The organism is Mesorhizobium sp. M2A.F.Ca.ET.042.01.1.1 (genome assembly GCF_003997405.1).
Classification (GTDB): Bacteria; Pseudomonadota; Alphaproteobacteria; order Rhizobiales; family Rhizobiaceae; genus Mesorhizobium.
In genome coordinates this window covers 1-24,631 of the sequence record NZ_RZRX01000076.1, presented here as the reverse complement: position 1 = coordinate 24,631, position 24,631 = coordinate 1, and the positions used below count along the sequence as shown (strand labels likewise).

The window sequence follows — 24,631 nt, the reverse complement described above, 5'->3', positions numbered from 1 at the left end:
TCCTGCTCTATCGCTTCGCGGATGGTGGCAGCCTGACCTTCATAGTCGAAATGCCAGCAGCGCTGCGTGTCGAGTTCACACGCCAGCGAACCGAAGGGCACGACAGACGATTCCCAAAGGTCGACCAGTTGTGCGCCATCCCTGACGGGTCGTCGGAAATGGCAACGCACGTGGAATTTTCTCTGGAGCTCGGAAATCGAAGCCGTTTCTTCGTCGATAACGAGGATATTCGAGTTGTTGGAAAAAAGGAGATCGTCGGTCGTCAATCGTCGATATTCGGGATCAAAGCCTCCCATTACCCAGACAAGCAAGGCGCCTTCCTCTCTGTAGAAAGATCGGCGCCCGGCGACGACATCGAGAAATGTCGTCGAGAGCTGCACTTCGAAAGCGATGCGCCCGGATGGTCCTGTGGCTTGAACATCTGGTTGTCGACGGCTCTGCGGATCCTGTGAGGATCGCCATTGGCGCTCGGCCAGAATCCGGGAATATGATGGATCGGCCTCCAAACTGCGCACGATCAAGCGCTTGATGCGTTTGTGCGGCTCGCTTTCACCGATGCCGTCATATTTGCGGGCGAGGATTTCTTCGCGTGACAGCGGGCTGCGGGTCTCTGCTGGGCAGGACCCATCTTCGGTCATGTGTCGAAAGAAAAACCGCTTATGCTGGTTCGAAACCAAATAGGAGGGCACCGAGCATAACGAACAGCGGAAACGGGGATTCTTTGCCAGGCGTTCACGCACAATTACGCGCTCAGCGATCAGTTCTTCGTAGCGTTGCCCCCCGATCCATGCTCTCGCATCGATAAACTCGCCGCTGTCACAGTCCAACAATTCGCTAATGGCAGGGTCATCGACGGCCAGAGCAGTGGCTAGCGGATCGAATGTGACGTTACCTCCAAGCCCTCGGTCAATGGTCAAACAGTCGCCTCCCGATCGTTTACTTGGCCGTTTGCGAATTGGTCGAGCATGAGTTGGCGCTGAACATGCGAATGGTCCACATGCCGCTTGATCATGGTACCTCGACCACCGGCGCAGGAGCCAGGATGTCGCTTGCTTCCCAGCCTTCGCCCTCCGGCGTCGCGACGAACTCCCGATCCCAGATTCCCCAGCGTGCCGGTAGCGGGACTTGCGCCAGCGGATTGTGGACGTAAGTCAGCGGGCGGACGCGACGAGAGAGATTACCGAGACTGACGCGGGACCAGATCACACCCGAAATATCGGCAAAACGCTGATCGAGGAATGCAGTACGGGGAATCGGATTGCGTTCGCGCTCAATGAGCGGCGCCGGGTGAAACCCCTCCTCGACAACTGCTCCGGTCCCGCGATCGATGGCTATGAACGCGTCTCCGATCGGGAAAAGCGTGGTCATGATTAGGGGAAGGGGCTGTTCGGAGACATAGACGCCGAAGCGGCTCGCGCTGATCGCGATAATCCGGGTATCCTGAGGCGCGATCACGCCCTGTTCGATGTAACGAGCGATCTTCTGGGCCTTGGTCCAGAAGGCCCCAGACGTTCGCAATTGTGCTTGACGGATCGGTGCAGCAAAGAGGCCTCCGCCCTGGTTCATGGGGATTGGTCGCCCAATCTGATCTGGCCCGGGGGCACCTTCGTCGGGAGCGATCGCTTCGATCCAGATACGCTGGCCGTTTTCGATGACGCAGAGATCAGGTTGGCCGCCATCGCGTTGCCGTTCGGATACCGGCAGCAATTGACGGCCTGCCTCGATCAGTGTGCAGCCCAGATACATTTCCCAGAACCGGCCATCGACATCGCGAGCGAAGCCTTGTCGAAAATCTGGATCGGCATAGGGCTCGTAGGTCGCCCACATGGATTCGATCAGCTCGTGAAGCTGCCGTTCGATCGGCGACTCAGCAACTTTCAGGTTCTCGAAACCACGATCGAGATTGGGACCTTCAATGTCAAACAGTCGGGACATCTCTAACCAATCCTGTGTGCCGGCAACTTGGTCATCCTCGACGCATCATTCGTTCGACATGCACGCGTTGATAGCCATGCGAATGAACCTGCTGACGCAACTGCTTGATATCTTGTACTCCGAACGCCACGGCGGCTTTGAGCGGGCTGGCAAAGGTCGCGTAGTAAGTCCAACGCACGCCGGCGGGAAGCGGCGCATTTTGCCGACGATCGGTGATGACGATGTCGCGGGGATCGCTACTGTTGCGGAAGGCATGGAACGTGAACCAGTCCGGGCGACGATAGCGGGCGGCCTTGGTGAATGGCACTGACTGGACTTTCACGTCGGTTTGATCGAGCGCCCAACCGCGCTGCTCTAGGATCTGCCGCACCATGTGGCCCACCATCTGCTTGACACGGTCCGCCAGCACCTCCTTCCGGAACTCGTCGAGGAGCCGTTCCTCGATGCCTTCGACGGCGGGTTTGCCTAGTTCGGAAGCAGTCTCCAGACGCGCGATATTCTCGGGCCGGGTGAGAAAGGTCCAAATGCGTTGGCCAAGGTCGGAGGCATAGAGCGAGGCAAATTTTTCTGGGCTATAGGTAAACATGACCGTCCATCCTTTACTGGGCAAATATGGACGGTTATACGTTTCTGTCAACGGCCGGTCGATGCGGCTGCCGTTTTGACCGGGGGGCGACTTGGATTTCGATGATCTCGTAAAGGCGGTGGCACCACCGCCGAATCGCGTCGGCAAGTCCGAAGGGCCGCATGAGCACCATCTTTATGAGGGCGCAGTGATGGTCGCCTATGCGATGCACTTGTTGCGCGCCGAGGACGTTGATGACGTTCGTATCCATCCTGACGGCGAGCATGGAAAGCAGTTCGACTTTGCGGCTTGGTTGCAGCGGCGCGGGTTCGAAAAAGTCTCGAACCACGGCAGCACGTCTTACGGAGGATGCTATCGAAGCGCTGCGGGCCAGACCATCACCGTCAATCCGAAGTCCGGTCTGGGGGATGTGGTCGCGCAGGCTGGCGACCGGGTGATCTCGGCCGAGTGTAAGGGCGGCATCATCAATACGCGGCATCCTGGTCAGGTCTCGCGCCTCTACAGGGGATTATGCGAGACAGTGGGACTGCGCTCCGCGCTGCGTTCTTGCAGGCATCGAGATCGCGCTAGTGGGCAGTCGAGCCGCTCGGCCAGGCGCAATGTGCCGTCCGTTTTCGGAACGACCGCGACCTGACGTCCTCGCAACGGCGTCGCCATCAAGTGGCGAGGTCATCGATGTGCGGCCGTCTGAATGTGAAAAGCATGCGGCAGAGACCGGCGGGGCTGCTGGTCTGCGCCGCGATAGATGAAGGGGCAATACGATGAGAAGGGTGCTGACGGTCGGGGTGGCGTATACCGGCGACGCGATCGAGGGGGTGGAGATTGAGAATCTCGGATTGTGCAAGGCCAGCGTGGATCGAGAGAAGGCAGCCTATCCGCTCTACGAATACGACACCATCATCATCAATCCCGAGAGCTATACGCATTTCCTATTTGGCCAAGGCGGCGAGTTCTCGAACGAGCCGAACGAACTGGGCAAGCTGAAACGTCAAAAGGACAGCTATGACATCGACTCCGCCTTCGACGAGGAGGATCGGGAGAAGGAAATGGTGGCGGCGATTGCTGACGGCGCCACGGTCGTCTGGTGTCTTTCCGAACCCAAGCGGGTGAACTTTTTCGGCTATCGCGAGACGCATCTGGGCTATGTCGCGCCGAAGCTCGCGAGCTTCGTGAAGCGATCGGATCTCCTCGTAAAGAAGGGACGCAGGATGGGGGCGATCGATCCGGATAGCCCTTTCGCACGTTATTTCGAGGTACTGGCTAAGACCGGAGGCTGGACACTGTGCCTTTCGGATCCCAGCGAGGGTTATGCCTCGATCGCGACGACGCCCGAAGGCTACAGTCTGGGCGGCAAGGTGACGTTCGGGGCGACGACGGGCTGGCTTTTGAGCCCGCCGACCTCTCAGGAGGCCCAGAACCAGCTTGTGCGCGATAGTCTCGCCCTAGAGAAGGCTGACCCTGTCCACGAGAAGTACTACGGGCTGTTTCTCAGCCATACGGGTGTCGACAAGCCCTTTGTGCGCCGGCTGCGCAAAGATCTTCTGGCGCATGGCGTGCCACGAGTGTGGTTGGACGAGGCCGAAATCGATATCGGCGATTCGCTCATCGCCAAGATCGAAGAGGGCATGAAGCTCAGCCGCTACATTGCGGTTGTGCTGTCGCAGAAGTCGATCGGCGCTCCATGGGTGAAGAAGGAACTCGACGTGGCGATGAACCGGGAAATTGCCAGTGGCGAGGTGGTCGTGCTGCCGCTGCTTTACGAGGAGTGCGAGCTGCCTGAGTTTTTGAAGGGCAAGCTTTATGCCGACTTCTCGGATCCGGAAGATTACGAGGTTGCATTGGCCAAGCTATTGCGACGGCTTCGCATTGCCCGATGACGCAGGAAGCACGAGGCACGGGCATCGACGGTGGGGCGGGCTCAGCGGGAGGACCGGATGGTTTCGGCTCGCTCGACTATTCCGCGCTTTCTGAAGCGGACGCCGGCGCTGTGAAGGGAGCGATTGCGCGGGGGGAGAATTTTCACGGTTATATCCCTTCCGCGAGCCTCGAATTTATCATCAGGAATTATCGGGCGCTCGCCGCACTCGGGCTTCTCGAAGCGCCATGGCTCGACGCTTATGTTCACACCTCGCATTTCGCGCCATACGGCGCTTCGACCCTGAAATCTGTCTTCGACGCGTGCGATCGTGATCGACTGCGTTCACTGAAGCCTTTGAGCCAGGTGGCTGCGGGAGGCGATCGGTTCACCCTGTTTCGTGGCTGCGCCGGTCCGGTGCACGAGCTTGGCATGTCCTGGACCTCGTCGCTCGATAAGGCAATCTGGTATGCAGCACATCATGCGGCATACTATGACCTCGCCAATTGCGCGGCCTATGTGGCAACGGTGCCGAGCAGCGATATCTACTGTCAACTTGATCACTACGACGATGACTTTATCGTCTATCCCTTGCGAGCTTGGCGGATTGATGTGCCCGCGTCGGAGTTTCGTTTAGACCGCCCCAGGTAAGGCGTTTGCAACAGCCTGTGCTGCGAGCCGCTCTGCCTTGATCCACGCGATGAGGGCTTCGGTCGCATCCTCCGTCTTTCCCGCGTTTAGATAGGCGTCTATCTGAAGCGAGAATTGGACGAGCAGCATGCGCGTCAGGAACTCGACATCTCCATAGGTAACAGCCGGTTTGCCCTTGGCAGTCGGGAGATCATTGTGCAGCGTTGGCCAGGTGCCGTGCAGGACGCGTGATCTCGCGGTTGTAATGGCAACGACGAGTTGCTCAACAGTGACCGGATGAGGAGGATTGACCTGATCGCTACCCGTCAATCCGAAGATGGCGTCAAAGCTATCGAGCAAGCGCTGCTTGCTGCCGCTCATGCTCTCGGCGCGAAATAGCACTTCGATGGCCGTCTCGAGCTTGGCGACGGCGACTGTGTCGAGACTTTCAGCCAGTGCCTCATGGTACCAATAGGCTGCGTTGCACCAAGCCTCGTCGAGGTCCGGTAGTGGGCTTGTCGCAGCGAGATAGGCAGACAGGCGCCTACCCATCGAGTCAAGGAGCGGCCGCGCGGAGGCTATGTGTGCAGCGATCAGCTCGGGTGCTCGCGCCAAAGCGGGCAACCTGTTCTGGGCGCCGGTGCTAAGACCGCCTCCCGCTTCTCTGGAGACGTCGGCGCGCCAAACCGGCGCAGCGCGGCCGGTTGCTCGGGCGATACCGCGCATGTCCGCGCCCGGGGAAATGAGTTGAACGGCAGCGAGGGCAATATCCGTGGCGAGGTCTGCCGCCGCGATGGATTCTTCCTTCGCGCGGCCGGGAACTTCGACAAACGCCATCCACGGAGCATGGCGCTGAATAGCCATGTCAATGAGTTGCGCGAATTGGAAGCCGCCGGGTTTGGGGTCGATTACCCGCTTGCCGCGAAGGGCTGCCCACATGCCGCGCGCCCATCGTTTTAAGGGAGGGAGCGGTTTGGGCCAAAACTCGTCGCGCGAAATCCCGAAGCTCTCCGTTGGGAAGTCATGCAGATGGTAGAAGGTCACGGGACCGACGGTGAAGCTGTCGATGGGAGGCGGGAACAGGGTGCAGGGGACGACATGCTGGCGCACCGCTGTCTGTTGGGCGAACCACTCATCGATGGCGGCATGCAGCCCGTCGAAGTCTGCTGCAGTCAGAGATGAGACAGAACTCGTCTGCCAACGGCTGATAACTTCACCCGCAATGAATTTCGAGAGCGTGGCATTGCTCGCCTTGTGGCTATTCTGCCCCGTTGCTGGCCTGAACGTCTTGGCGAGATCCCCGATTGCCTTAATGCCGGCGCGGGAAAATCCCGTTGCCGTCAACGTTTGCAGGTTGATCGAGGCGTTATGGATGTCGTTGCGCTCCAGTAGCTCGGACAGAGACTCTGCGCTGTGCGGCTGGGGCGTTGCGACGCTGACCGCCTTCATTCCGGCGAGCGCATTGCGTGCAAGGGTAACTTGCTCAGGGGTCATGGTCATTGCCCGACATGGAGTCTCCGCAGGAATGTTCGGGCGGTGACCAGTACGACATGCAGGCGGAACGTACTGTGGTCTTCGTCCGAGAGCCCTGGGTGGGAGCCCTCGGTGTGCAGCATCTTGAACAAACCGTTGATGTAGTTCTTGCCGTCCTGAGTCCACTCGTTTCGGTCGGTTGCAAGAAAGCCGATGTCGGCGAGGAGGGCGCGCCGGTTCTCAGAACTCGGTCGTTGTGCAGCCTCCTGCGGACGGACGTGGCAGGCGATGTCGTCGAAGAGACTTTCGAGAAAAGTCCGAAGCTGGCCGTTACAGGCGGCCCAATCGCCGCGGGTGTGAGCTTCGATCGCTTGGTCCAGGTGGCCGAGGGGTGTGGCAAAACCGAACGATTTGAGGAGCTGATGCACCTCGTCGTCAGTCTCAGGTAATTCGATCTCGCTCGGCAGAGCGGCGCGGATCGACGCATTGCGCCCATAGTCGTCCCAGGCCAACACATATCCGTCGCGCGCTAGCCCGCGTGCGAAGGCTGTCTGTTGGGGATGATCTGAGTCGCGTTGAGCCAATTGTGCCGCTTGACGGATAACGGCCTCACCCAGCGACATGCTGCCGTCGAGCGTGTCGAGAACGGTCCCGGACCGTTGTACGACTATGCGGCCGAGAAGGTCGCATTTCTTTGCGACGCTGAGACCGGTGCTGGAGGAGATTTCGTCTTCGAGGCCGAGACGAAGTACGACCTGGTTGAAGCGCGCCTGACTGTGCTGTTCGAGGAGTTCGACGGCAGCGATGAGGGTGGGTCGTGTGAACGGTTGAGATCGCATGGCAGCCTATTCGAAGCGCAGGCCGAACAAGCCGCCGGTATCCGTCGCGTCCGTCAGTTTCGTTTCCATCACGTGAGCTCGAACATCGAAGCCTTGCCGGAAGCCCTCTGTCGGCAGCGCGTCAGAATTCATCGTGACGATGTACTGGAAGCCAAGTGCTTCCGCCCGCTCAGCGCCGAGTTGGAGCGCCTTGGCGACCTGCCGCTCGTCGACGCCATCGAACAGATGACTGTCGTGGATGAGGAAACCAGGGCCGCGGCCGTTCTTGAGGCTGATTTCGGTCAACATGAGATCGAAGCAAAAGATCTGCATGTTGGTGATGCCCTTGCTGCGTTGCCCGTCGATATGGACCTCGAACTGCGGGCCACCGCCAGTCTCTGAAATCGTCAGGCTTCCCGCCTTCTCGTAGAGGGATTCCGACAGGGATTCGAATGCGAGGATCGCGTCGCGGATGACGTCGCCCCGCTCATGGATGTCATCGCGCAGCGCTTTCGACAGGTTGGCTCGTTCGATGTCGAGCTCGGCCTTTGTACTTTCGATGCGCTCCGCGGTCTCGAGCCGCTGGCGCAGGCCTTCGACCTCCGCCTCCGCGCGACCGGCTTCTTCGCGCAGGCTGGTGTAATGCTCAAGTGCTCCGCCGGAACGCAACACGCCCATGATCTGCCGGCGGCGCCGGTCGCGCTCCGCAATGCGTTGATCCCGCTCGCTCATTCGAGTTTCGGCCGAAGCGATCTCGGCGTGGAGATGGGCGCGACGGTTCTCGATGATTGTGCGATGGAAGCGCTCAACTTCATCGAAGCGGCGGCGCACCATGTCGGGCAACACGACCCCCGCTTCGGCGTAAAGCTTGGTCACATCGCCGAGATCGGGTGCGTCTTCTTCGGTGAGCGAGGCGCGAAGCTGCTGGAGGAGATCGCCGTCGACGACGTTCTCGACGTTGAGGCCGTCGATTTCGCGGGTGATGTCGTTCGCCTCACGCTCCAGAGCCTTGTACTCGGGCACGACTTCAAAGGTTTCAAGCTGGCGGCGCAGTCGCTCGGCGCGCGCCTCAGCGACGGTGAGGCGGGTGCGAAGATCGGCGGCTTTGCCGAAGAACCGACCGAGATCGCCGCTCCGCGCGGCTTTGCGAAGCTCCTGGGCGACCTTTTCTTGTGCCCGCAGTTCCTGAAACCGGCCTGGAATGCTCCAGTCTAGTCCGAGCAGATAGCAAATCGAAACCTGTTGATCCCACGTCTGCTGCATCGAGGAATGCTGCATGGGCTGCTGGAAGCCGCCGCTGAGCTGCCGCCGCGCAAAATAGGAGAAGAGCGAGCGGAAAGAAGGCTGGAAGCGCTCGGTCTCGTCGCCGGCTGAGATCGGTAGGCCGAACCAGAGCGCACCGAGGTTGGCCTTCCAGTTTTCGTTGGAGAGTTCAAGCAGGCCGGCACGTTGGTCGAGTTGAGGTGCAAGCGGCCACGTCTCGACGGGGCCATTCAGAAGGATACGGCTGGGCTTTGCGCCGCTGCGTGCCGCCGAGATGGTCTCGCCGGCGATGTCGACGGCGACATCGAAGGTCCATGGCGAGAGCGCGTCGGAGCGGAAGATGCTTTCCTTGCGGGCGTCGGCGCCGAAGAGGAAATGCACCAGCTCGATGAAGCTGGTTTTGCCGGCGCCGTTTCTGGACTGTCGATCGTTTGCGCCTTCGCTCTTGTCGGCCAGAAGGATGTTGAGCCCGGGCCGGAAGGTCAGCGTCTTGAATGAGGCAAGGTCACTGCCGAAGCGGCGGATCATGACTGAACCCTCCGCACCAGGCCGCGCTCGAAATCAAGCGCGCCGATCGTGTAGAGGAGATCCAGCGCCAAGATGAACCACTGATAGTCGACCGGAGCATTGGGCGTATGAAGCGTTCGCCGACCGCGTACCTCGTCCCACAGGCGCGACATGGTCATCGGCCGCTTGAGTATATCAAGCACCTCGGCGCCGACGCCGATCAACGCGCGATCCGGGCGGACATGTTTGGTCGGGAGGATCACATTGCCTCCACGGGAACGGCCGGGTCTTCGAATATGTCGCAGCTGTCGAAGAAATAGGTGAGAACCGCCAGCGCTGCACCCTGACGCTTGGGCTCACCATTGAATCCGGCGTAATCCTGAAGATGCTTGAAGATCGTATCGGCAGGAAGGTCCAGAGCCTTGAGTTCGGCATAGCGCGTGCGGAAAGCCTCGGCGATGCGCTCGCCAAGATCGGGCCGGGGGCTCTTGCGAAAGAAGGTATCAACCAGGCTAGACTTGCGGCGACCGATGCGAAGGAGGAGCCCCGATTCCTCGGAAAGCGCATTCTTCTCCAGCTTCTCAGGCGACGGCGGCGTCAGAGGCGGATCCCCCGCATTAGGCTCCTGGCGCTGCAAAGCGTCGATGATCGGCATGAGATCGGACATGACCAGGCGATCGACGATTGCGATCGAGGCGGCCGGACCGAACAGAGCCTGCAGGGATGACAGATCGAGCCCCATGGCGAGCTGTAGGAGTTCGGGTTCTGACCAGGTGGCGATTTGGAGCGGAGCATGGGCTTGGCGCAGGCCATTCAGATGCTGCACGGCATTCGGCGGCAGACCGCGTCCGTCGTTGTGGACGAAAACCCATTCCTGCATGTCGTCGGACCAATGGCCGCGTGCGCCATGGAAGTCCTCATCGACCTTTTCGATGAGGTCGGCTTCCCTCATGGCGTCCGGTGCGTAACACTGAAACACCGACTGCGTGCTGATGCGGCGCCCGTCGCACTTCAGATCACCGTAGGGGCCGTAGGGCCGTACTTCTTCGAAATCGGCTCCGAAGGCGTGGCCGGCGAGACGAACGAACCAATCCTGGAAGGCTGTGCCTCGTTGCGTGTGGAATGCCAATCGGAACCGATCAACGTAAATGGACCTCTGCAACTCATCCATGGCGCCGCCTTGGCGACGGTACGTCGCTATGCCTCGACCGGTGCGGTTGGGAGGATAGGGCGGCCGTCATCTCACCAAGGTGATGGATGCGCAGCGCGGGCCGCTTCGGCAGCTTTACGGTCAACTCAAGCGTCCCTCCGACCGCTTCCACATAGCTGCGGAGTGTCGAGAGGTACATATCGGTTTGTTTCTCGATTTTGGAGACTGAGGGCTGCTTGATCTTGAGCGCCGTCGCGATGTCGGCCTGGGCCTTGCCAGCGATTTGCCGCAACTCCCGCAATCCTTCGATCCCCTGCGTCCGCGCCTGATGTCCGACACGGACTTGCTCTCCCTGATCGGAAGCTTGCTGTGAGGCGTTAACATCGTCGAGGCGCCCGGCCATCGGGGTGATCCTTTGTGGCGGTCTCCAGGCTTTTGCGTTCTGCAGAAGCATCATGCCGACCGAAAGGGGTGTATCTTTGGGAGTCTTGCGGGTTGCCGTTCCAGCTGGCGAATGTGCGGCCACTTCTCAGTGGAGCGCGCAGAATCGACGACCCAAATCGGCTCAGGTTGTATAGCTTTGAGGCTATGTCAGGTCAATGGCAACGCGTGCACTTCGGTTGCCGATGTGGGAAATGCCGTTGCAGCAAAGGCAGCAGCCGCCGATGTGGCTAAAGCCAATCAAGCAGCGGCTCCAGCCGAATTTGATCGGGCGTACCATGCGCGTTCCTCAGACGCCTTGCCGATATCGAGGAGAAAGACGCTGTGATGCCGAGGCAATTGTGCAACAATCTGTTGCACAAATTCGCCACCCGGCCAGGCCTTCGCAACGGCACACAGAGAGGTAGGCGGCTGAGGGTTCACGCAGCCTCCTTCAGCAAAGGTTTGCGCCTCTTCCGTGACAACAGTTCGCGTAAAAATTTGTCCCACCTAGCCATAGCTGTCCGCTTTTCGGGCATATAGTTCCAGCGATCATAGCTTTTGGAGCTGACGTCCTGGAGTGTGTGGTTTTGCAGCCGATCACGTATCTCCTTCGACAGGCCGGCCTTGCCAGCAAGAGTCTTCCATGTTCGGCGGAGATCGCGGTTGGTCACGACAGGGATGACCTCGCGGTCGCGCTGGCGCCACATGAACGAATAGAGCGTGCCGTGGCTGACCGGCTTTGACGGGTCGGTCGCGGATGGGAAGAACCAGCCGAACTCGTTGGGCTTAATCGACTCGATAAGCTCGGCGGCGATCTTGGGCACGGGGATTGCGTGGGGTTTACCGTTCTTGGTTTTCGACCAGTCGATGATGCGCTCGGACGAATCCCATTGGTCAACGTGCAGGCGCGCGATTTCCTCGACGCGCTGGCCGGTCAGCATGAGGATTCTGACGGCGCGGGCATAGGGCGGGTGGACCGGCCTATCCGGGCATTCGAGCCAGCGATAAAGCCGGACGAACTCGTCCTCGTCCAGCCACCGCGTGCCCACGTTCTTGGGCTCTGTGGGGATGCCAGCCGCCGGGTTGTAGACGAGGCGGAACCGCCGGGCCGATGTGGTGCGATAGTCGTGCTCGGACTTTAGGCCCCAGCTATAGGCTGAGCGGATGTAGCTGCGGACGTGATCGGCCATCGAGCGCTTGCCGCGCTCATAGATAGGTCGGATGATGTCTCTGATTTCATCGGGTTCGATATCGCGCGCAGGCCGGTTACGCCCGAGCGTATCGGCAATCTTATTCAATCCCTTCTCGGCCTCTTTCCAGGACGGCTTCCCGGCGGCCTTGAGCGACGCCACATAGGCTTCGAAAAGATCGGCGACGGTGCCGGTGCGTGTGTCTCCAGCGATTTTGATGCTGCGCCCTTTCTGGATCATGTCGGCGTAGTCGCGCTTAAAGATCTCGCGCGCCTGGCTGAGGCTCATCGAAGGATATGAGCCGAGCTTTTTCTTGAGGCGCTTCTGGTCGCGCCACTGCTGAGCCATCCAATCCGCCGTCACGCGGGTCGGCATAGGCTTCATAACAATAATGAGACGGCCGGTGCCATGTCCCTCGCCGTCGACGAGGCTGATCTGTTTTCCAGTCTGTTCGGCCTGCTTCAGAGCGCGGCGTATTTCTCCATCAGTAAGGCTTGGCACTGGGCTCTCCCGTGGGGTTTTTAGTGGGGTCGCCAGACGGGTAGTAGGGGTCTGGGATTGGGGTCAAAAAGGGCTTTGATCCCCTTAAAACCGACCCCAATATGCCACAGTAGCCGGCAATACGACAAGCCGAAAAATCATTATGTTTCAATGCACTGGAGCGTGATCCTGCGTGATTGAAAAGGGGTGAGTGGGATGGTTGTGGACCAGTATGACGGCGCTGGCGGAGAGCTCCAGCGCGCGCTTCACCACCTCGCGCGGATAGACGGGCGTGTGGTCGACGGTGCCGGTCTGCTGTACCTCGTCGGCGATCAGCCCGTTCTTCTTGTCGAGGAACAGGATGCGGAACTGCTCACGGTTCTCGAAGGCCATGGCCGAGCGGCAATAATCGAGCAGTTGCGTCCAGTTGGACAGCACCTCGCGACCGCGCACCTCGCCACGCGCCATGCGCTGCGCCGTCGCGGCGATGACTTTGAGGTCGACAGCAACCGTCGGCCCGATGCCTTTGACTTCCTCGAGCAGCGAAGGCGGCGCGCCGATCACTTCGGCCAGCGAGCCGAAGCGGGCGATCAGCGCCTTGGCGATCGGCTTGGTGTCGACGCGCGGGATCAGCCGGAACAGCAGCAGCTCGAGCAGTTCATAGTCGGGCAGGGCGTCTGGCCCGCCGGCGACGAACCGTTCGCGCAGACGATCGCGATGGCCGTGATAGTGCGGCTTTTCGATCGGTGCGGCCTTGGTGGGCCGCCGGACGGGCAGCTCCGCGAAAAATCCCCGCTCGTCGTCGCTGGTTTCCCCCATGGTCGCCCGCCCTTGGCCGGAAAGGCCCGGCAGAAGGAAACTGTAAGCCGACGGGTCGGACGCAGTCGAGTTTTTTTCGGCGCGAGCGCGAAAATCCCTGCATCGGCCCCGTCATGGTGGGCGCATGCTCCACCGGCGATCATTTGGAGGGGCCCGCATTCGAGGTGCGAGAAGGGTGCAACACGGCACCCTCCTCATGGTCAGTCAAAGTCGGCAACCGGCTTCCGTCCTGCCTTGTCAGAAGCGGTAGGTGACGCCCGTGCCAATCAGCCAGGGGTTGAGCTTGGCCTTGCCAGTCAAGTTCGTGCCGCCGACCGTGACGTCGAATTTCGGCTCCAGAAAGAGCTTCTTGACGTCGAAATTGACGCCCCAATGCTGGTCCAGCATGTAATCGAACCCGACCTGCAGGGCGCCGCCGAACGTGTTCTTGACATGGAGGGCGTCAGCGCTGCCGGCATCCTGATTGTAGAAGATCGTGTAGTTCACGCCGGCGCCGACATAGGGCTTGAAGGCGCCGAAATCGGTAAAGTGGTATTGCAGCGTGAGTGTCGGCGGGAGCACCCAGACCTTGCCGACCTTGCCCAACCCGCTGATCGTCCCCTCGCCGTATATATTGGCGTAGGTGGTGCCGAGAATGAGTTCGGCGGCGACGTTGTCGGTGAAGTAGTAGGAAATGTCCAATTCCGGCGTCACGGTATCCGAATAGGAAAGATCGGAGCCGGGGATTCCGTTGACGTTGCCCTTGTCGTCCGTGACCACGCCCAAGGCGCGCAGGCGAATCTGCCAGGGACCGGATGCTGCTACAGGCGGCTCGTTCTGTGTCACGGATTGTATGTCCGCCGCCGTGGCCTGCTGCATCCCTGCCACGACAAGCGCTGCGGCAACCGCGATCCCCCGCCCAACCCAGTTTCTCACCATAATATCTCTCCATGAATTCGAATGTGGTGCGCTGCAGCAATGACAGCCGTGGAGAGATGCTCGGTTGATCCAGGTCAACGGTCGGATGAAGTAATTGGAGCAGCGTTCAATCCGACGTCGCCTGTAACAAAAATGCTACATGACGATCATGGCGGGTCCGCTGTCCGGAACGACTCGAAGGAAGGGCCCCTAACGGGGCTATGATGCGGCAGGTCGCCCCGGCCGCTCTTTGTCGGGCGCCAGAGGCCTTTGCGACTCCAAGGAGCCACGGTTTCGATTCTCGGGGCGAACGTCAAGCGAGCGCCTAAATCGCGTCGCGATCTTTCAGATTCGCTCCATGCGCTTTAGTTTTGATTTTAAGCATGTCTTTTATCCCGAAACCGGTTCCCACTTTCGGGAGACATGCTTTAGCCGGGAAGGCCGGCGGCAAGAAACCTAGCTAAGCCGGCAGGCCGGGACGGTCGAGCTTTTTCGGCGACAGCGTGAAGATCTCGCAGCCGGTATCCGTGACGCCGATCGTGTGCTCGTACTGCGCCGACAGCGAACGGTCGCGCGTGACCGCCGTCCAGCCGTCCGACAGCACCTTCACATGCGGGCGGCCGAGATTGATCATCGGCTCGACGGTGAAGATCATGCCCGGCCGCATCTCGACGCCTTCATTGACGGTGCCGTAATGCAGGATGTTCGGCGCGTCGTGGAAAAGCTGACCCACGCCGTGGCCGCAGAAATCGCGCACCACCGAGCAGCGCTCGGCCTCGGCGTAGGTCTGGATCGCGGCGCCGATAGCGCCGGTGCGGGCGCCGGGCTTGATCGCGGCGATGCCGCGCATCAGGCATTCATAGGTCACCTCGAGCAGGCGCTCGGCGGCGCGCTTGATGGTGCCCACCGGATACATGCGCGAGGAATCGCCGTGCCAGCCGTCCAGGATATAGGTGACGTCGATGTTGACGATGTCGCCATCCTTCAGCGGCTTGTTGTCGGGAATGCCGTGGCAGACGACATGGTTGATCGAGGTGCAGGATGATTTGGTGTAGCCGCGATAATTGAGCGTCGCCGGCAATGCGCCGTGGTCCATGCCGAATTCGAAGACGAAGCGGTCGATCGCTTCGGTCGTCACGCCGGGCTTGACCATCGGCACCAGCTCGTCGAGGCAGCGCGCGGTAAGATCGCAGGCCTTGCGCATGCCGGCAAAACCTTCCTCGCCATAGAGGCGGATCTGGCCGGTGTTTCGAAGGGGGGCCGTGGAGGCGTCGAGATAGGTAACCATTTTTGTCCGTTTGCCGGCGTTGGCTCCAAAGGGAGCCGAGTGCCAAGATCTGCCCCAGATTTGGCACCGGAAGCCGCAAGGTTCAAGGACGAAGTGCGAGCGCGCCGTCCATTGCGGCTTTCCTTCCGCCATTCCATAGGTTAGGGCCGACCAGAAATCCGGAGATAGCCTTGACGGCACCTGAACGCGAAAGATCGAAGCTGCTGCCGGTCAGGGCCGCTTTTGCGGGCCTGATGGCGCTGCTGGTGCTCGCGTTGCTGGGCTTCGCCCAATCCGGAATCTCCGCGTCGGCGGTCTCGCTCCAGGGTGGCTCCAGCATCAGCGCCGCTCGCCAGGGCGACACGATCGCGCTGCTCAGGACCTCCGGCAAGGCTCAGGCGCTCGAGGTTCGGGCCAGCTGGCCGCTGCCGATAAAGCTCGTCAGCGGCAATCCCGGCGTGCTTGCGCCCGCAGCCGATTTTCTGGTTATCGGCCAGGCGCTGCCAGCCGAGATGGGCGTCACGCCCGCGGCGAGAACTGCAACGCCGTCACGCACCAACCAGCCACGCGCGCCACCCGCCGCATAAGGCTGAGCCGCCAAGCGCGGCATTCAAATCAAAAGCATTTCTTCGCGTCGCGACCCGGCGACGGCCGCAGGCCGTCCGCCGGTTGCGTGCGCTTCAATACGGATTTTCTTCAATGCAACGCATCAAGACATTCAAGACACTTACCCGCGCGGCCGCCGCGGCCTGCTTCCTGGCGGTTCAGGCGGTGATCTGCATCGGCACGGTCTACTGGGCCGTTGCCGCCACCCTTCGCATGGAGGGAACAGCGGCCATCGTGCTCGGCGCCATCTTCGCGCTGCCATCCGCCTATCTGCTGATGGTGGTTACCCGCATGGCCTATGACGCGGAGACCGATCCGGCCAATCAGTAGCGCCGACGATGTGGAACAAGAGCAAGGGCAGGGCGGTGTGGGTAGTGTCGCCCTGTCACGTGGCTTGCGCGGATTGCCCAGGCGCCGGCCTGACGCATCCGTGAACCGATTGTTGACCGCACTGAGGTCACATTCCTGAGTCAGAAGGCCGCAAAAGCAACTTTTCACATCGAGCGGCGTTGCTGGGGCTGCGCCCGTTCGGGAGACAGGGAATGGACAGACTGCAATTCGAGGTGCCGGTGCGCATTACGCCCGCGCCCGGCCTGCCGGTCGAGGAGATCTACAGCGTCGAGCAGGCGCTCGATTTCCTGCAGGACTGGCCGAAGCGCAGGCAGGGCAAGATCTACGAAGCCGCCTTCAATGCCTGCTTCGGGGCGACGGTCGATGTGGCCAGCACCGAGGAAGCCTGCCGGGCGTTCGCAACCTTCTGCCGCGTCAGCGGATTGCTGGCGAGGGACGCGATGTTTCCCGGCAAGCGCAGGGCAGCGACGCATCGCGAGGCGCGCGCCTGAGTCTCTATTTGGTCCAGGTCTTTCCCTGAAGATCGCGTCGTCGGGCGACATGCATTAGGGCGTTTCACCGTTTCACGGAAACGGCGAAACGCCCTACCCCTTTGTTGCTACGCAATTCCGGACGGAAAACCGCTCACACTTTTCCTGGAATTGCTCCAGGCGTCGATCGCAGCTGGTTCAGCCGCCGAACGACACGCCCCGATAGCGCATTCCCACCTGCACGCCGCGCACGATCACGCGTGACAGGATTTCCATATCCAGCGGCATTTGCGGACGCCACACGTCGAGCAGAAGAGCGACGCGCGGCTGATCCGAGTTGTTCATGACTTCGTGCTCGAACGTGTCGTCCCACAGCATGCATTCGCCGTCGGCGATGCGCCTTTCCTCATGGTTGATCATCATGATCGTTGCCGGGCGGCCGTCCGGCTGTTTGGGGATGGAAAGGCCGAGGTGAAAGCGCATGATGCCGCGAAATGGTCCGCGGTGCGGCGGGATGTGCTTGTGCGGGGCGAGGAAGGAGACGGCCGCCGACTTGACCTCGGGGCATTCGGTGAGCAGCCGGCTCAGAACCGGCATGCGCGCGAGATTCTCCGGCACTGTCATGTCGTAGGCCTTGAGCACGAACATGCGCCAGTCGAGCCCGTCATTGGCCGAGATATCGGCCTGCTCCGGCATGATGTCATGAAAACGCGGCGCCTTGTTCAGCTTTGCTGCGAGCGCTTCATCGCGGATGTCCTGCCAGGCGGCGGCGAATTTAGCGGCATTGGGAAAATGCGTGCCGGCATCAAGAATGGCCGGCGCATCTATGCGCTTTTCATAGATACGGCGAACCAGATTGGTTCCGAGATCGTAGGCGGCTGTCATCTCATTACCTCAACGAGGCTGTTATACAGTGGGATATTGTTTGCAACCATGGCTCACGGAGATTTGTTCGGGTCGTCAACAGGCGGATAGACATCGTGCACCTGGTCTCACTGGGTCTTCGATGCCAGGCGCGGACCGGTGCGGACATCAATGATTTCGGGCCTGCCTGTATCGATCGCGCCGTTCCAGCCACCGCCAAGCGCCTTGTTCAAAGCTATGTAATCGGTGGCGATCGAGACGCGGCTTTGCAGGACGGAATCGTCGGCGGAATAGGCTGAGCGTTCGGCATCGAGCACGTCGAGGAGGCTGGTTTCGCCAGCCTTGTAGAGCGTTCTTTCAAGCCGCGCGGCATCGCCGTAGGACTTTGCGGAGGAGGCGAGCTTGCCGTTCCTGATGCGCTCCTGCGACAGCGAAACGGTGGCGTTTTCAACGTCTTCCAGCGCCGTCAGCACGGCGGCCTTGTAGGCGACGAAATACTGGTCGCGCTGGGCCTTGGCGACGTCGACGGCCGCCTGCAACTGGCCGCCATTGAACAATGGCACGCTGAGCGTCGGCCCGAAGGACCAGCCGATGGTGGAGTTCTTGCCGAGATCGCCGAGCTTGAGGGATGTGGTGCTGATGTCGCCGGTCAGGCTGACGCTCGGATAGCGCGCCGCCTCGGCCTGGCCGATCTTGGCGGTGGACTGCGCATATTGCCGCTCGGCAATGCGCACGTCCGGACGGGTGAGCAGGATGTCGGCCGGGATGCCGGTCGGGATCGGCAGGCGGGGCGCTGGAATCGGCGTTGCGTGCCTCAAGCGCTCGTTGAGGGCCGCTGGCGGGCGGCCGGTCAGCACGGAAAGGCGATGCACGGCCTCGGCATAGCTGGCCTCCAGGCTCGGAACGCCGGCTTCCGTGCCGCTGGCCTGTCCTTCCGCCTTGGCTACGTCCGCTGCGGTCGCCGAGCCGGCCAAGGCCATCGTGCGGGTGAGATGGGCGGTTTGCCGCTGCGATGCGGCAGAGCGCCGGGCAAGCGCTATGCGAGCCTGATAGCCGCGCGCCTGGACATAGTTGGAGGCGACATCGCCGACCAAGGTCAGTAAGGTCGAGCGCAGGCTTTCCTCGGAAGCGTCCAAGCCGTAGCTGGCGGCCTCGACGCTGCGGCGGTTGGCGCCGAAGAGGTCGAGTTCCCAGCTGGCATCGAAGCCTGCCTGATACTGGTCATAGGTTGTGCCGGTTGCCGTGCCCGAGCTGGTTGTTGTGGACCTATTGCGGGTGGCCGAGGCCGAACCGTTGGCGGATGGGAGCAACGTGCCCACCGACTGCCGGTAGCTTGCCCGCGCCTCGCGGATCTTGGCCTTGGCGGTGGCGACATCGAGATTGCCGGCGACCGCCTCCTCGACGAGCGCGTTCAACTCGGGATCGCGCAGGCGCTGCCACCATTGCGACAGTTGCGCCGGCTTGGCCGGCCTTGCCGCCTTCTGCCCGCTCCACCTCGCCGGCATCGCCAGCAGTGGCTTCTGGTAATCCGGACCGACCACGCATCCCGAGAGCAGGGCCGCGGCAAACGCGGGCAAAAAGAACCCCTTCGCGGTCGCGAGACCGCGTTCAAAACCTGGCATGGAAAAAACCTCTATTCTTGAGTGGCTGTGGCTGGGGTCCCGCCTGAATTCTCGTTGGCTGCCTTGCCCTTGAAGATGCGGCGCACCGTGACGAAGAGTAGCGGCACCAGGAAGACGCCGATCACGGTCGCCGCGATCATGCCGCCCATAACACCGATGCCGACCGAGTTCTGCGCGCCCGAGCCCGCGCCGCTGGCGATCGCCAGAGGCGTGACGCCGAGGATGAAGGCCAGCGATGTCATCAGGATCGGCCGCAGGCGTTGCCGCGCCGCTTCGAGTGTTGCCTCGACCAGCCCCATGCCGGCAGACTGCCGCTCGATGGCGAACTCGACGATGAGGATGGCGTTCTTGGCCGCCAGACCGATCGTGGTGAGCAGGCCGACCTTGAAATAGACGTCATTGGTCTGGCCGAAGAGAGTGGCCGCCGCCAGCGCGCCGAAGATGCCGATCGGCACCGACAGCATCACCGCGAACGGGATCGACCAGCTTTCGTAAAGCGCGGCAAGGCACAGGAACACGACCAGCGCCGAAATCGCGTAGAGCGACATCGCCTGGTTGCCGGAAAGCCTCTCCTGGTGCGACAGGCCGGTCCATTCATGCGAATATCCGGCGGGCAGTTGCGCGACCAATTTGTCGATCTCGTCCATCGCCGCGCCGGAGCTTTGGCCTGCGGCCGCGGCGCCCTGGATCTCGACCGCCGCCGAGCCGTTGTAGCGTTCGAGGCGGGGCGAACCGTAGGTCCAGTGGCTGGAGGCGAAGGCCGAGAACGGCACCATGGCGCCGCCGGAGTTGCGGACCTGCCATTTGTCGAGATCTTCCGGCTGCATGCGGAAATCCGCGCCCGACTGCAGATAGACCGGCTTCACTCGTCCCCGATCGATGAAGTCGTTGACGTAATCGCTGCCCCAGGCGGTCGACAGCGTGTTGTTGATGTCGGCAAGGCTGATGCCGAGCGCGCTGGCCTTTTCCTGGTCGATATCGATCGAGAATTGCGGCTGGTCCTCCTGGCCGTTGGGGCGCGTGTTGGCAAGTAGCTTGTTCTTTGCAGCCAGACCCAGAAGCTGGTTGCGCGTCTGGATCAGTGCGTCGTGGCCGGCGCCGTTGACATCCTGGAGGTAGAAATCGAAGCCGTTGGTGTTGCCGAAACCCTGGATGGCGGGTGGGGCCAGCGCGAAGACCTGGGCATCCCTGATCTTGGAGAAAGCGCCCATGGCGCGGCCGGCGACCGCAGACACGGACAGAGCCGAGGTCTTGCGCTGGCCGAAATCCTTCATCCGCACGAAGGCGATGCCGACATTCTGCCCGGCGCCGCCGAAGCCGAAGCCGGAAGCCGTGAACACGCCTTCGACCGCGTCCTTCTCTTCCTTGAGATAGTGGTTGGTCACCTCGGCCAGCACGCGCTCGGTGCGGTCCTGCGTCGCGCCGACCGGCAGTGAAGCGCTGGTGATCAGGATGCCCTGGTCCTCATCCGGCAGGAACGAGCTCGGCAGCCGGGCGAACATCCAGCCCATGGCGATGACGATGGCCAGGAACACAGCGAGGAAGCGCCAGGAACGCTTGATGATGCCGTGCGAGCCGCCGCGGTAGGCGATGGTGCCGCGATCGAACATGCGGTTGAACCAGCCGAACGGACCCCGTTGCGTCGCATGGTCCTTGGCCGGGCGCAGGATGGTGGCGCAGAGCGCCGGCGTCAGCACCAGTGCCACCAGCACCGAGAGCACCATTGCCGAGACGATGGTGACGGAGAATTGCCGGTAGATGATGCCGGTGGAGCCGCCGAAGAAGGCCATCGGCACAAACACGGCCGAGAGCACGGTGGCGATGCCGATCAGCGCGCCGGTGATCTCGTTCATCGATTTGCGCGTCGCCTCCTTCGGCGGCAGGCCTTCCTCCTGCATGACGCGCTCGACATTCTCGACCACGACGATGGCGTCGTCGACCAATAGGCCAATCGCGAGCACCATGGCGAACATGGTGAGGGTGTTGATCGAATAGCCGAAGAAGGAGAGCACGCCGAATGTGCCGAGCAGCACCACCGGCACGGCGATCGTCGGGATGATGGTGGCGCGCAGGTTCTGCAGGAACAGAAGCATCACCAAAAACACCAGCACGATCGCTTCGGCCAGCGTCTTCACCACTTCCTCGATCGACAGGCGCACGAAGGGCGAGGTGTCGTACGGATAGACGACCTCGACGCCTTGCGGGAAGGTCGAGCTCAGGCGATTGATCGTCGCGCGTACCGCTTCCGCCGTGCTGATCGCGTTGGCGCCGGTCGCCAGGCTGACGGCGACGCCGGCGGCCGGCTTACCGTTGTAGTGGGCTTGGGTGGTGTAGCTTTCCGCGCCGATCTCGACCTTGGCGACATCGTTCAGCCGCACCAGCGAGCCGTCGGTATTGCTCTTCAGGAGATGTTGCGGAACTGCTCGGCAGTCTGCAGCCGGCTCTTCGCCGTGACCGTGGCATTGAGCTGTTGGCTCTTGCGCGCCGGCAACCCGCCGAGCTGGCCGGCCGAGACCTGCGTGTTCTGCGCCTCGACGGCCGTGGCGACATCGCTCGGCATCAGCGAATATTGCGCTAGTTTGTCCGGGTCGAGCCAGATGCGCATGGCATAGCCGGAGCCGAAGAGCTGCGTCGAGCCGACGCCTTCGACGCGCTTCAGCGTGTCGTTGATGGTTGAGTCGACATAGTCCGCGAGGTCGGTCGAGTTCATCTTGCCGTCGCTGGAGACGAAGCCGATGACCATCAGGAAGCCGGTCGAGGATTTGGAGACGGTGATGCCGTTGTTCTGGACGACCTGCGGCAGCTGCGACTGCACGAGCTGCAGCTTGTTCTTCGTCTGCACCTGGGCGGTGTCCGCGTTGGCGCCGCTGGTGAAGGTCAGCGTAATCGAGGCCTGTCCGGTCGAGGTCGATGTCGCCGTCATGTAATCGAGGTTGTCGATGCCGGTCATGCCCTGCTCGATGACCTTGGTCACCGAGTTCTCGACGGTCTGAGCGTCGGCGCCGGGATAGCTGGCGCTGATGTTGACCGTGGTTGGAGCGATCTGCGGGTATTGCGAGATCGGCAGCGACTGCAGCGCCAAGAGGCCGCCCAGCATGATCACGATGGCGATCACCCAGGCGAAGATCGGCCGGTTGATGAAGAATCCCGACATCGCTTCAGTTCCCGGTTGCGCCGGAGGACGGCTGCTTGGCGGCACCGGCGGCGTTGCCGCCGGCGGCGGTCGCCGAGGCGGAGCTCTGCTCGCGGTCCTTGATCTCGCCGGTCGTTTCGTCGATCGTCACCTCGACCGCCGTCGCGTCGCCGCCGGCGCGCACCAGCTGCAGGCCCTCGACGATGACGCGGTCGCCGTCGCCGACGCCGGAATCCACCAGCCAATTGTTGCCGACGCTGTTGCGCACGCTGAGCACGCGCTGCTCGACCTTGCCCTGGGCATTGACGATCATGGCCGTCGCCTGGCCCTTGGGGTCGCGGGTGACGCCGCGCTGCGGCACCAGGAAGCTGTTTTGGGCGACGCCTTCCTCGACGATGGCGCGCACATACATGCCAGGCAAGAGCAGGCGGTCAGGATTGGGGAACTGGGCTCTGAGCGCGAAGGTGCCGGTCGACTGGTCGACATTGGCGCCGGCGAACTCCAGCTTGCCGTTCTGCGCGTAGATGGTGCCGTTGTCGAGCTTCAGCTTGACGCTGACATTGGTCCCGCTGAATTTCAGCCGGCCTTCGTTGATCGCCTGTCGCAGATTGAGCAGGTTGGTGCTGGACTGCGTAACGTCGACATTGATCGGATCGAGCGAGCGAATGGTGGTCAGCACCGTTTCCTGGTTGGCCGTGACCAATGCTCCCGGCGTCAATGTCGATTTGTCGATGCGGCCGGCGATCGGCGCGGTGATCGAGGTGCGATCGAGGCTGATCTTCGCGGTTTCGACGCTGGCCTTGGCCGCTGCGACGTCGGCCTGCGCCTGCGCCAGCGTCGCGGCGGCATCATCGTAGTCCTGCTTCGAGACGACGTTCTGCTTCAGCAGCCCGGCATAGCGGTCGAACTTGGCCTGGGCGGTGGGCACGGCGGCTTCAGCCTTCTGCTGCGTCGCGACGGCGCTGTCATAGGCGGCCTGATAGCTCGCCGGGTCGATGAGGTAGGGCGGCGGCCCCGCCACCACCTCCGCGCCTTCCTGGAACAGCCGCTGCCGGATGATACCGTCGACCTGCGGGCGCACCTCGGCGATGAGCGAGGCGGCGGTGCGTCCCGGCAGCTCGGCGGTGATCGCGACCGATTGCGGATGCAGCGTCACGACGCCGACCTCGGGCCTGCCGGCACCCCCCATGCCGGCCGGCACCTGGCTCTTCTCCTGCGAGCAGGCTGCCAGCACCAGCGCGGTGCCAAACAGCGCGAGGACCGCCATGCGGCGCGTCGGCAAGGAATGCTGGCTGAATGAAATGCGCATGGCCCGGATCATCTTTCTCTGGAGTTGCTAAGGCCGCCCGATGGCTGACGCAGGCGCATTGCAGAGCCATTGGGCGACGGGCACCTATGAGGGAGGCGTGGGACAAGCATGGAAGGGCGGGGAAAGCCGTTATCGGTCGCGGCAACCACGATGGGTGTTCGCGCGTGGGCGACGGAGTACCGCGCCTGGGCGACGGAGCACTGCGCCTGGGCGTCCAGCAATGAGCCGAAGCGGGTCATGTCGCGCTCCTTTTGCGCGGCCAGGATCGTTCGACGAAGGGGGCCGAATGAGCGGCCGCGACACCCGCCGGCATCAGTATGCCGATCCGTGCCAATAAACCAAGTGCCCTTGCCGATCGTAGGTGCGCGCCTTCAGCGCGCTCGGCCGAGATGGATATTTCCATGGAAGTCCGATTTGTGCGATTTTCTGTGCGGTTTTCGAGGTTTGGCGGCGGGGTCGGCAGCGAGAGGCGGTATCCGGCGAAGCTCAGCCGGATCGCGCCCTTGAGCGTGCGCCGCGCAAGGGCTGGCTGCGGGCGCCCAAGCGTGAAGCGCGGAGCTGCAGACGCGATCAGGCGCAGCATCATCAAAGCTTCCCACATAGTGTTCTCCGTGCGCTTCGCGAAGCCGCTGCCATGTGAGACGCTGCCTTGATTGGAAACCGGCCGGCCCTTGAACGGGTGGGTCAGAGGGCCGGCCGGCGCAGCCGGTCAGAGTTGCTCGCCACTCCGGGGTAGGGGTGGAGGGAGCTGTCCGTGATCAGGCAGACCTCCGGGGCCGGCTGCATCCGGCGGATCGCCCGATGGACCGGGGGGGTGGCCATGAGGCCGGTCCGCCGAAGCTAGGATTTCGAGCTGTTCGGGCGTCAGCTTGGCACGCAGCACCCCGATGGCGTCCTTGAGCTTGGCGGCGGAAGCGGCGCGTTTGGTCACCTCGTCGGCCAGCTTTTCCTGGAAGGCGAAGGGATCGCGCTTTGCCTGATCC

General features: G+C 62.0%; 24 protein-coding genes and 2 pseudogenes. 7 read left to right on the top strand and 19 right to left on the bottom strand.

Features of this window, described 5'->3' with window-relative positions:
- From EOA23_RS13985 to EOA23_RS13975, 3 genes are all read right to left on the bottom strand, one after another.
- A partial coding sequence (locus EOA23_RS13985; RefSeq protein ID WP_210212486.1) for a DUF6035 family protein occupies window positions 1-917 on the bottom strand: 917 nt, incomplete at its 3' end.
- A 91-nt stretch (window positions 918-1,008) separates the two neighbouring features.
- Window positions 1,009-1,935: a hypothetical protein gene (locus tag EOA23_RS13980; RefSeq protein WP_127304555.1), complete on the bottom strand. Its 927-nt coding sequence runs from the start codon at window positions 1,933-1,935 to the stop codon at window positions 1,009-1,011.
- A 31-nt stretch (window positions 1,936-1,966) separates the two neighbouring features.
- Window positions 1,967-2,521: a hypothetical protein gene (locus EOA23_RS13975; protein WP_127304554.1), complete on the bottom strand. Its 555-nt coding sequence runs from the start codon at window positions 2,519-2,521 to the stop codon at window positions 1,967-1,969.
- A gap of 91 nt (window positions 2,522-2,612) precedes the next feature.
- Between EOA23_RS13975 and EOA23_RS13970 the strand changes: the two genes are divergently transcribed.
- The 3 genes from EOA23_RS13970 (at window position 2,613) to EOA23_RS13960 (ending at window position 5,027) form a co-directional block, all read left to right on the top strand.
- On the top strand, window positions 2,613-3,155 hold the full coding sequence (locus EOA23_RS13970; protein WP_245474162.1) for a hypothetical protein: 543 nt from the start codon (window positions 2,613-2,615) through the stop codon (window positions 3,153-3,155).
- A gap of 127 nt (window positions 3,156-3,282) precedes the next feature.
- Window positions 3,283-4,398, top strand: a complete 1,116-nt coding sequence (locus tag EOA23_RS13965; protein WP_127304553.1) for a toll/interleukin-1 receptor domain-containing protein — start codon at window positions 3,283-3,285, stop codon at window positions 4,396-4,398.
- Entirely contained in the window at window positions 4,395-5,027 is a 633-nt protein-coding gene (locus EOA23_RS13960; protein WP_210212485.1) for a hypothetical protein, read from the top strand. The genes EOA23_RS13965 and EOA23_RS13960 overlap by 4 nt, the downstream gene beginning before the upstream one ends.
- Here the strand turns inward: EOA23_RS13960 and EOA23_RS13955 are convergent.
- Genes EOA23_RS13955 through EOA23_RS13945 form a run of 3 tightly spaced genes read right to left on the bottom strand, consistent with a single transcriptional unit; the run spans window position 5,010 to window position 8,560 of the window.
- Window positions 5,010-6,506 carry a hypothetical protein gene (locus tag EOA23_RS13955; RefSeq protein WP_127304552.1) on the bottom strand — a complete coding sequence of 499 codons (1,497 nt, stop codon included), beginning with the start codon at window positions 6,504-6,506 and terminating at the stop codon, window positions 5,010-5,012. The genes EOA23_RS13960 and EOA23_RS13955 overlap by 18 nt on opposite strands.
- Complete coding sequence (locus EOA23_RS13950; RefSeq protein WP_127304551.1) at window positions 6,503-7,318, bottom strand: hypothetical protein; 816 nt, start codon at window positions 7,316-7,318, stop codon at window positions 6,503-6,505. Before EOA23_RS13950 ends, EOA23_RS13955 begins: the two co-directional genes overlap by 4 nt.
- Window positions 7,319-7,324: 6 nt before the next feature.
- On the bottom strand, window positions 7,325-8,560 hold the full coding sequence (locus EOA23_RS13945; protein ID WP_245474160.1) for an ABC-three component system protein: 1,236 nt from the start codon (window positions 8,558-8,560) through the stop codon (window positions 7,325-7,327).
- 375 nt (window positions 8,561-8,935) lie between these two features.
- On the opposite strand from EOA23_RS13945, the gene EOA23_RS36925 reads away from it, so the two are divergent.
- A complete protein-coding gene (locus tag EOA23_RS36925; RefSeq protein WP_281058751.1) occupies window positions 8,936-9,058 on the top strand; it encodes a hypothetical protein in 123 nt (40 codons plus the stop codon).
- Between the two features lie 26 nt (window positions 9,059-9,084).
- On the opposite strand, the gene EOA23_RS13940 is transcribed toward EOA23_RS36925, so the two are convergent.
- The 7 genes from EOA23_RS13940 to map form a co-directional block, all read right to left on the bottom strand.
- On the bottom strand, window positions 9,085-9,330 hold the full coding sequence (locus tag EOA23_RS13940) for an ABC-three component system middle component 6 (protein WP_127304549.1): 246 nt from the start codon (window positions 9,328-9,330) through the stop codon (window positions 9,085-9,087).
- Window positions 9,327-10,238, bottom strand: coding sequence for an ABC-three component system protein (locus tag EOA23_RS13935; RefSeq protein WP_127304548.1), 912 nt, complete (start codon window positions 10,236-10,238; stop codon window positions 9,327-9,329). Before EOA23_RS13935 ends, EOA23_RS13940 begins: the two co-directional genes overlap by 4 nt.
- Entirely contained in the window at window positions 10,231-10,620 is a 390-nt protein-coding gene (locus EOA23_RS13930) for an XRE family transcriptional regulator (RefSeq protein ID WP_127304547.1), read from the bottom strand. The genes EOA23_RS13935 and EOA23_RS13930 overlap by 8 nt, the downstream gene beginning before the upstream one ends.
- Before the next feature lie 457 nt (window positions 10,621-11,077).
- Complete coding sequence (locus tag EOA23_RS13925; RefSeq protein ID WP_127304546.1) at window positions 11,078-12,331, bottom strand: tyrosine-type recombinase/integrase; 1,254 nt, start codon at window positions 12,329-12,331, stop codon at window positions 11,078-11,080.
- Window positions 12,332-12,478: 147 nt separating this feature from the next.
- On the bottom strand, window positions 12,479-13,129 hold the full coding sequence (gene radC, locus EOA23_RS13920; RefSeq protein ID WP_127304545.1) for a DNA repair protein RadC: 651 nt from the start codon (window positions 13,127-13,129) through the stop codon (window positions 12,479-12,481).
- Between the two features lie 237 nt (window positions 13,130-13,366).
- Window positions 13,367-14,047: an OmpW family protein gene (locus EOA23_RS13915; RefSeq protein WP_127304544.1), complete on the bottom strand. Its 681-nt coding sequence runs from the start codon at window positions 14,045-14,047 to the stop codon at window positions 13,367-13,369.
- A gap of 439 nt (window positions 14,048-14,486) precedes the next feature.
- Entirely contained in the window at window positions 14,487-15,314 is an 828-nt protein-coding gene (map, locus tag EOA23_RS13910; protein WP_127304543.1) for a type I methionyl aminopeptidase, read from the bottom strand.
- Between the two features lie 170 nt (window positions 15,315-15,484).
- Here map and EOA23_RS13905 point away from each other — a divergent pair, with 170 nt between their 5' ends.
- From EOA23_RS13905 to EOA23_RS13895, 3 genes are all read left to right on the top strand, one after another.
- Window positions 15,485-15,880 (top strand): hypothetical protein, encoded by a 396-nt coding sequence (locus EOA23_RS13905; protein ID WP_127304542.1) that lies wholly within the window; start codon window positions 15,485-15,487, stop codon window positions 15,878-15,880.
- A gap of 112 nt (window positions 15,881-15,992) precedes the next feature.
- Window positions 15,993-16,229, top strand: a complete 237-nt coding sequence (locus tag EOA23_RS13900; RefSeq protein ID WP_127304541.1) for a hypothetical protein — start codon at window positions 15,993-15,995, stop codon at window positions 16,227-16,229.
- Window positions 16,230-16,441: 212 nt separating this feature from the next.
- On the top strand, window positions 16,442-16,741 hold the full coding sequence (locus tag EOA23_RS13895) for a DUF982 domain-containing protein (protein WP_126060446.1): 300 nt from the start codon (window positions 16,442-16,444) through the stop codon (window positions 16,739-16,741).
- 177 nt (window positions 16,742-16,918) lie between these two features.
- Here EOA23_RS13895 and EOA23_RS13890 read toward each other — a convergent pair whose 3' ends face one another.
- The 6 genes and pseudogenes from EOA23_RS13890 to EOA23_RS13865 all read right to left on the bottom strand — a co-directional run.
- Window positions 16,919-17,605 carry an aspartyl/asparaginyl beta-hydroxylase domain-containing protein gene (locus EOA23_RS13890; protein ID WP_127304540.1) on the bottom strand — a complete coding sequence of 229 codons (687 nt, stop codon included), beginning with the start codon at window positions 17,603-17,605 and terminating at the stop codon, window positions 16,919-16,921.
- Window positions 17,606-17,712: 107 nt separating this feature from the next.
- Window positions 17,713-19,206, bottom strand: a complete 1,494-nt coding sequence (locus tag EOA23_RS13885; RefSeq protein WP_127304539.1) for an efflux transporter outer membrane subunit — start codon at window positions 19,204-19,206, stop codon at window positions 17,713-17,715.
- 11 nt (window positions 19,207-19,217) lie between these two features.
- Window positions 19,218-22,360: pseudogene (locus EOA23_RS13880) on the bottom strand (efflux RND transporter permease subunit).
- Between the two features lie 4 nt (window positions 22,361-22,364).
- Window positions 22,365-23,648 (bottom strand): efflux RND transporter periplasmic adaptor subunit, encoded by a 1,284-nt coding sequence (locus EOA23_RS13875; protein ID WP_127304538.1) that lies wholly within the window; start codon window positions 23,646-23,648, stop codon window positions 22,365-22,367.
- Window positions 23,649-23,883: 235 nt separating this feature from the next.
- The gene (locus EOA23_RS13870) at window positions 23,884-24,234 is read right to left on the bottom strand and encodes a hypothetical protein (protein WP_189341603.1); all 351 of its coding nucleotides are present in this window, start codon (window positions 24,232-24,234) and stop codon (window positions 23,884-23,886) included.
- Window positions 24,235-24,357: 123 nt separating this feature from the next.
- A pseudogene (locus EOA23_RS13865) lies at window positions 24,358-24,631 on the bottom strand (hypothetical protein); the annotation flags it as partial.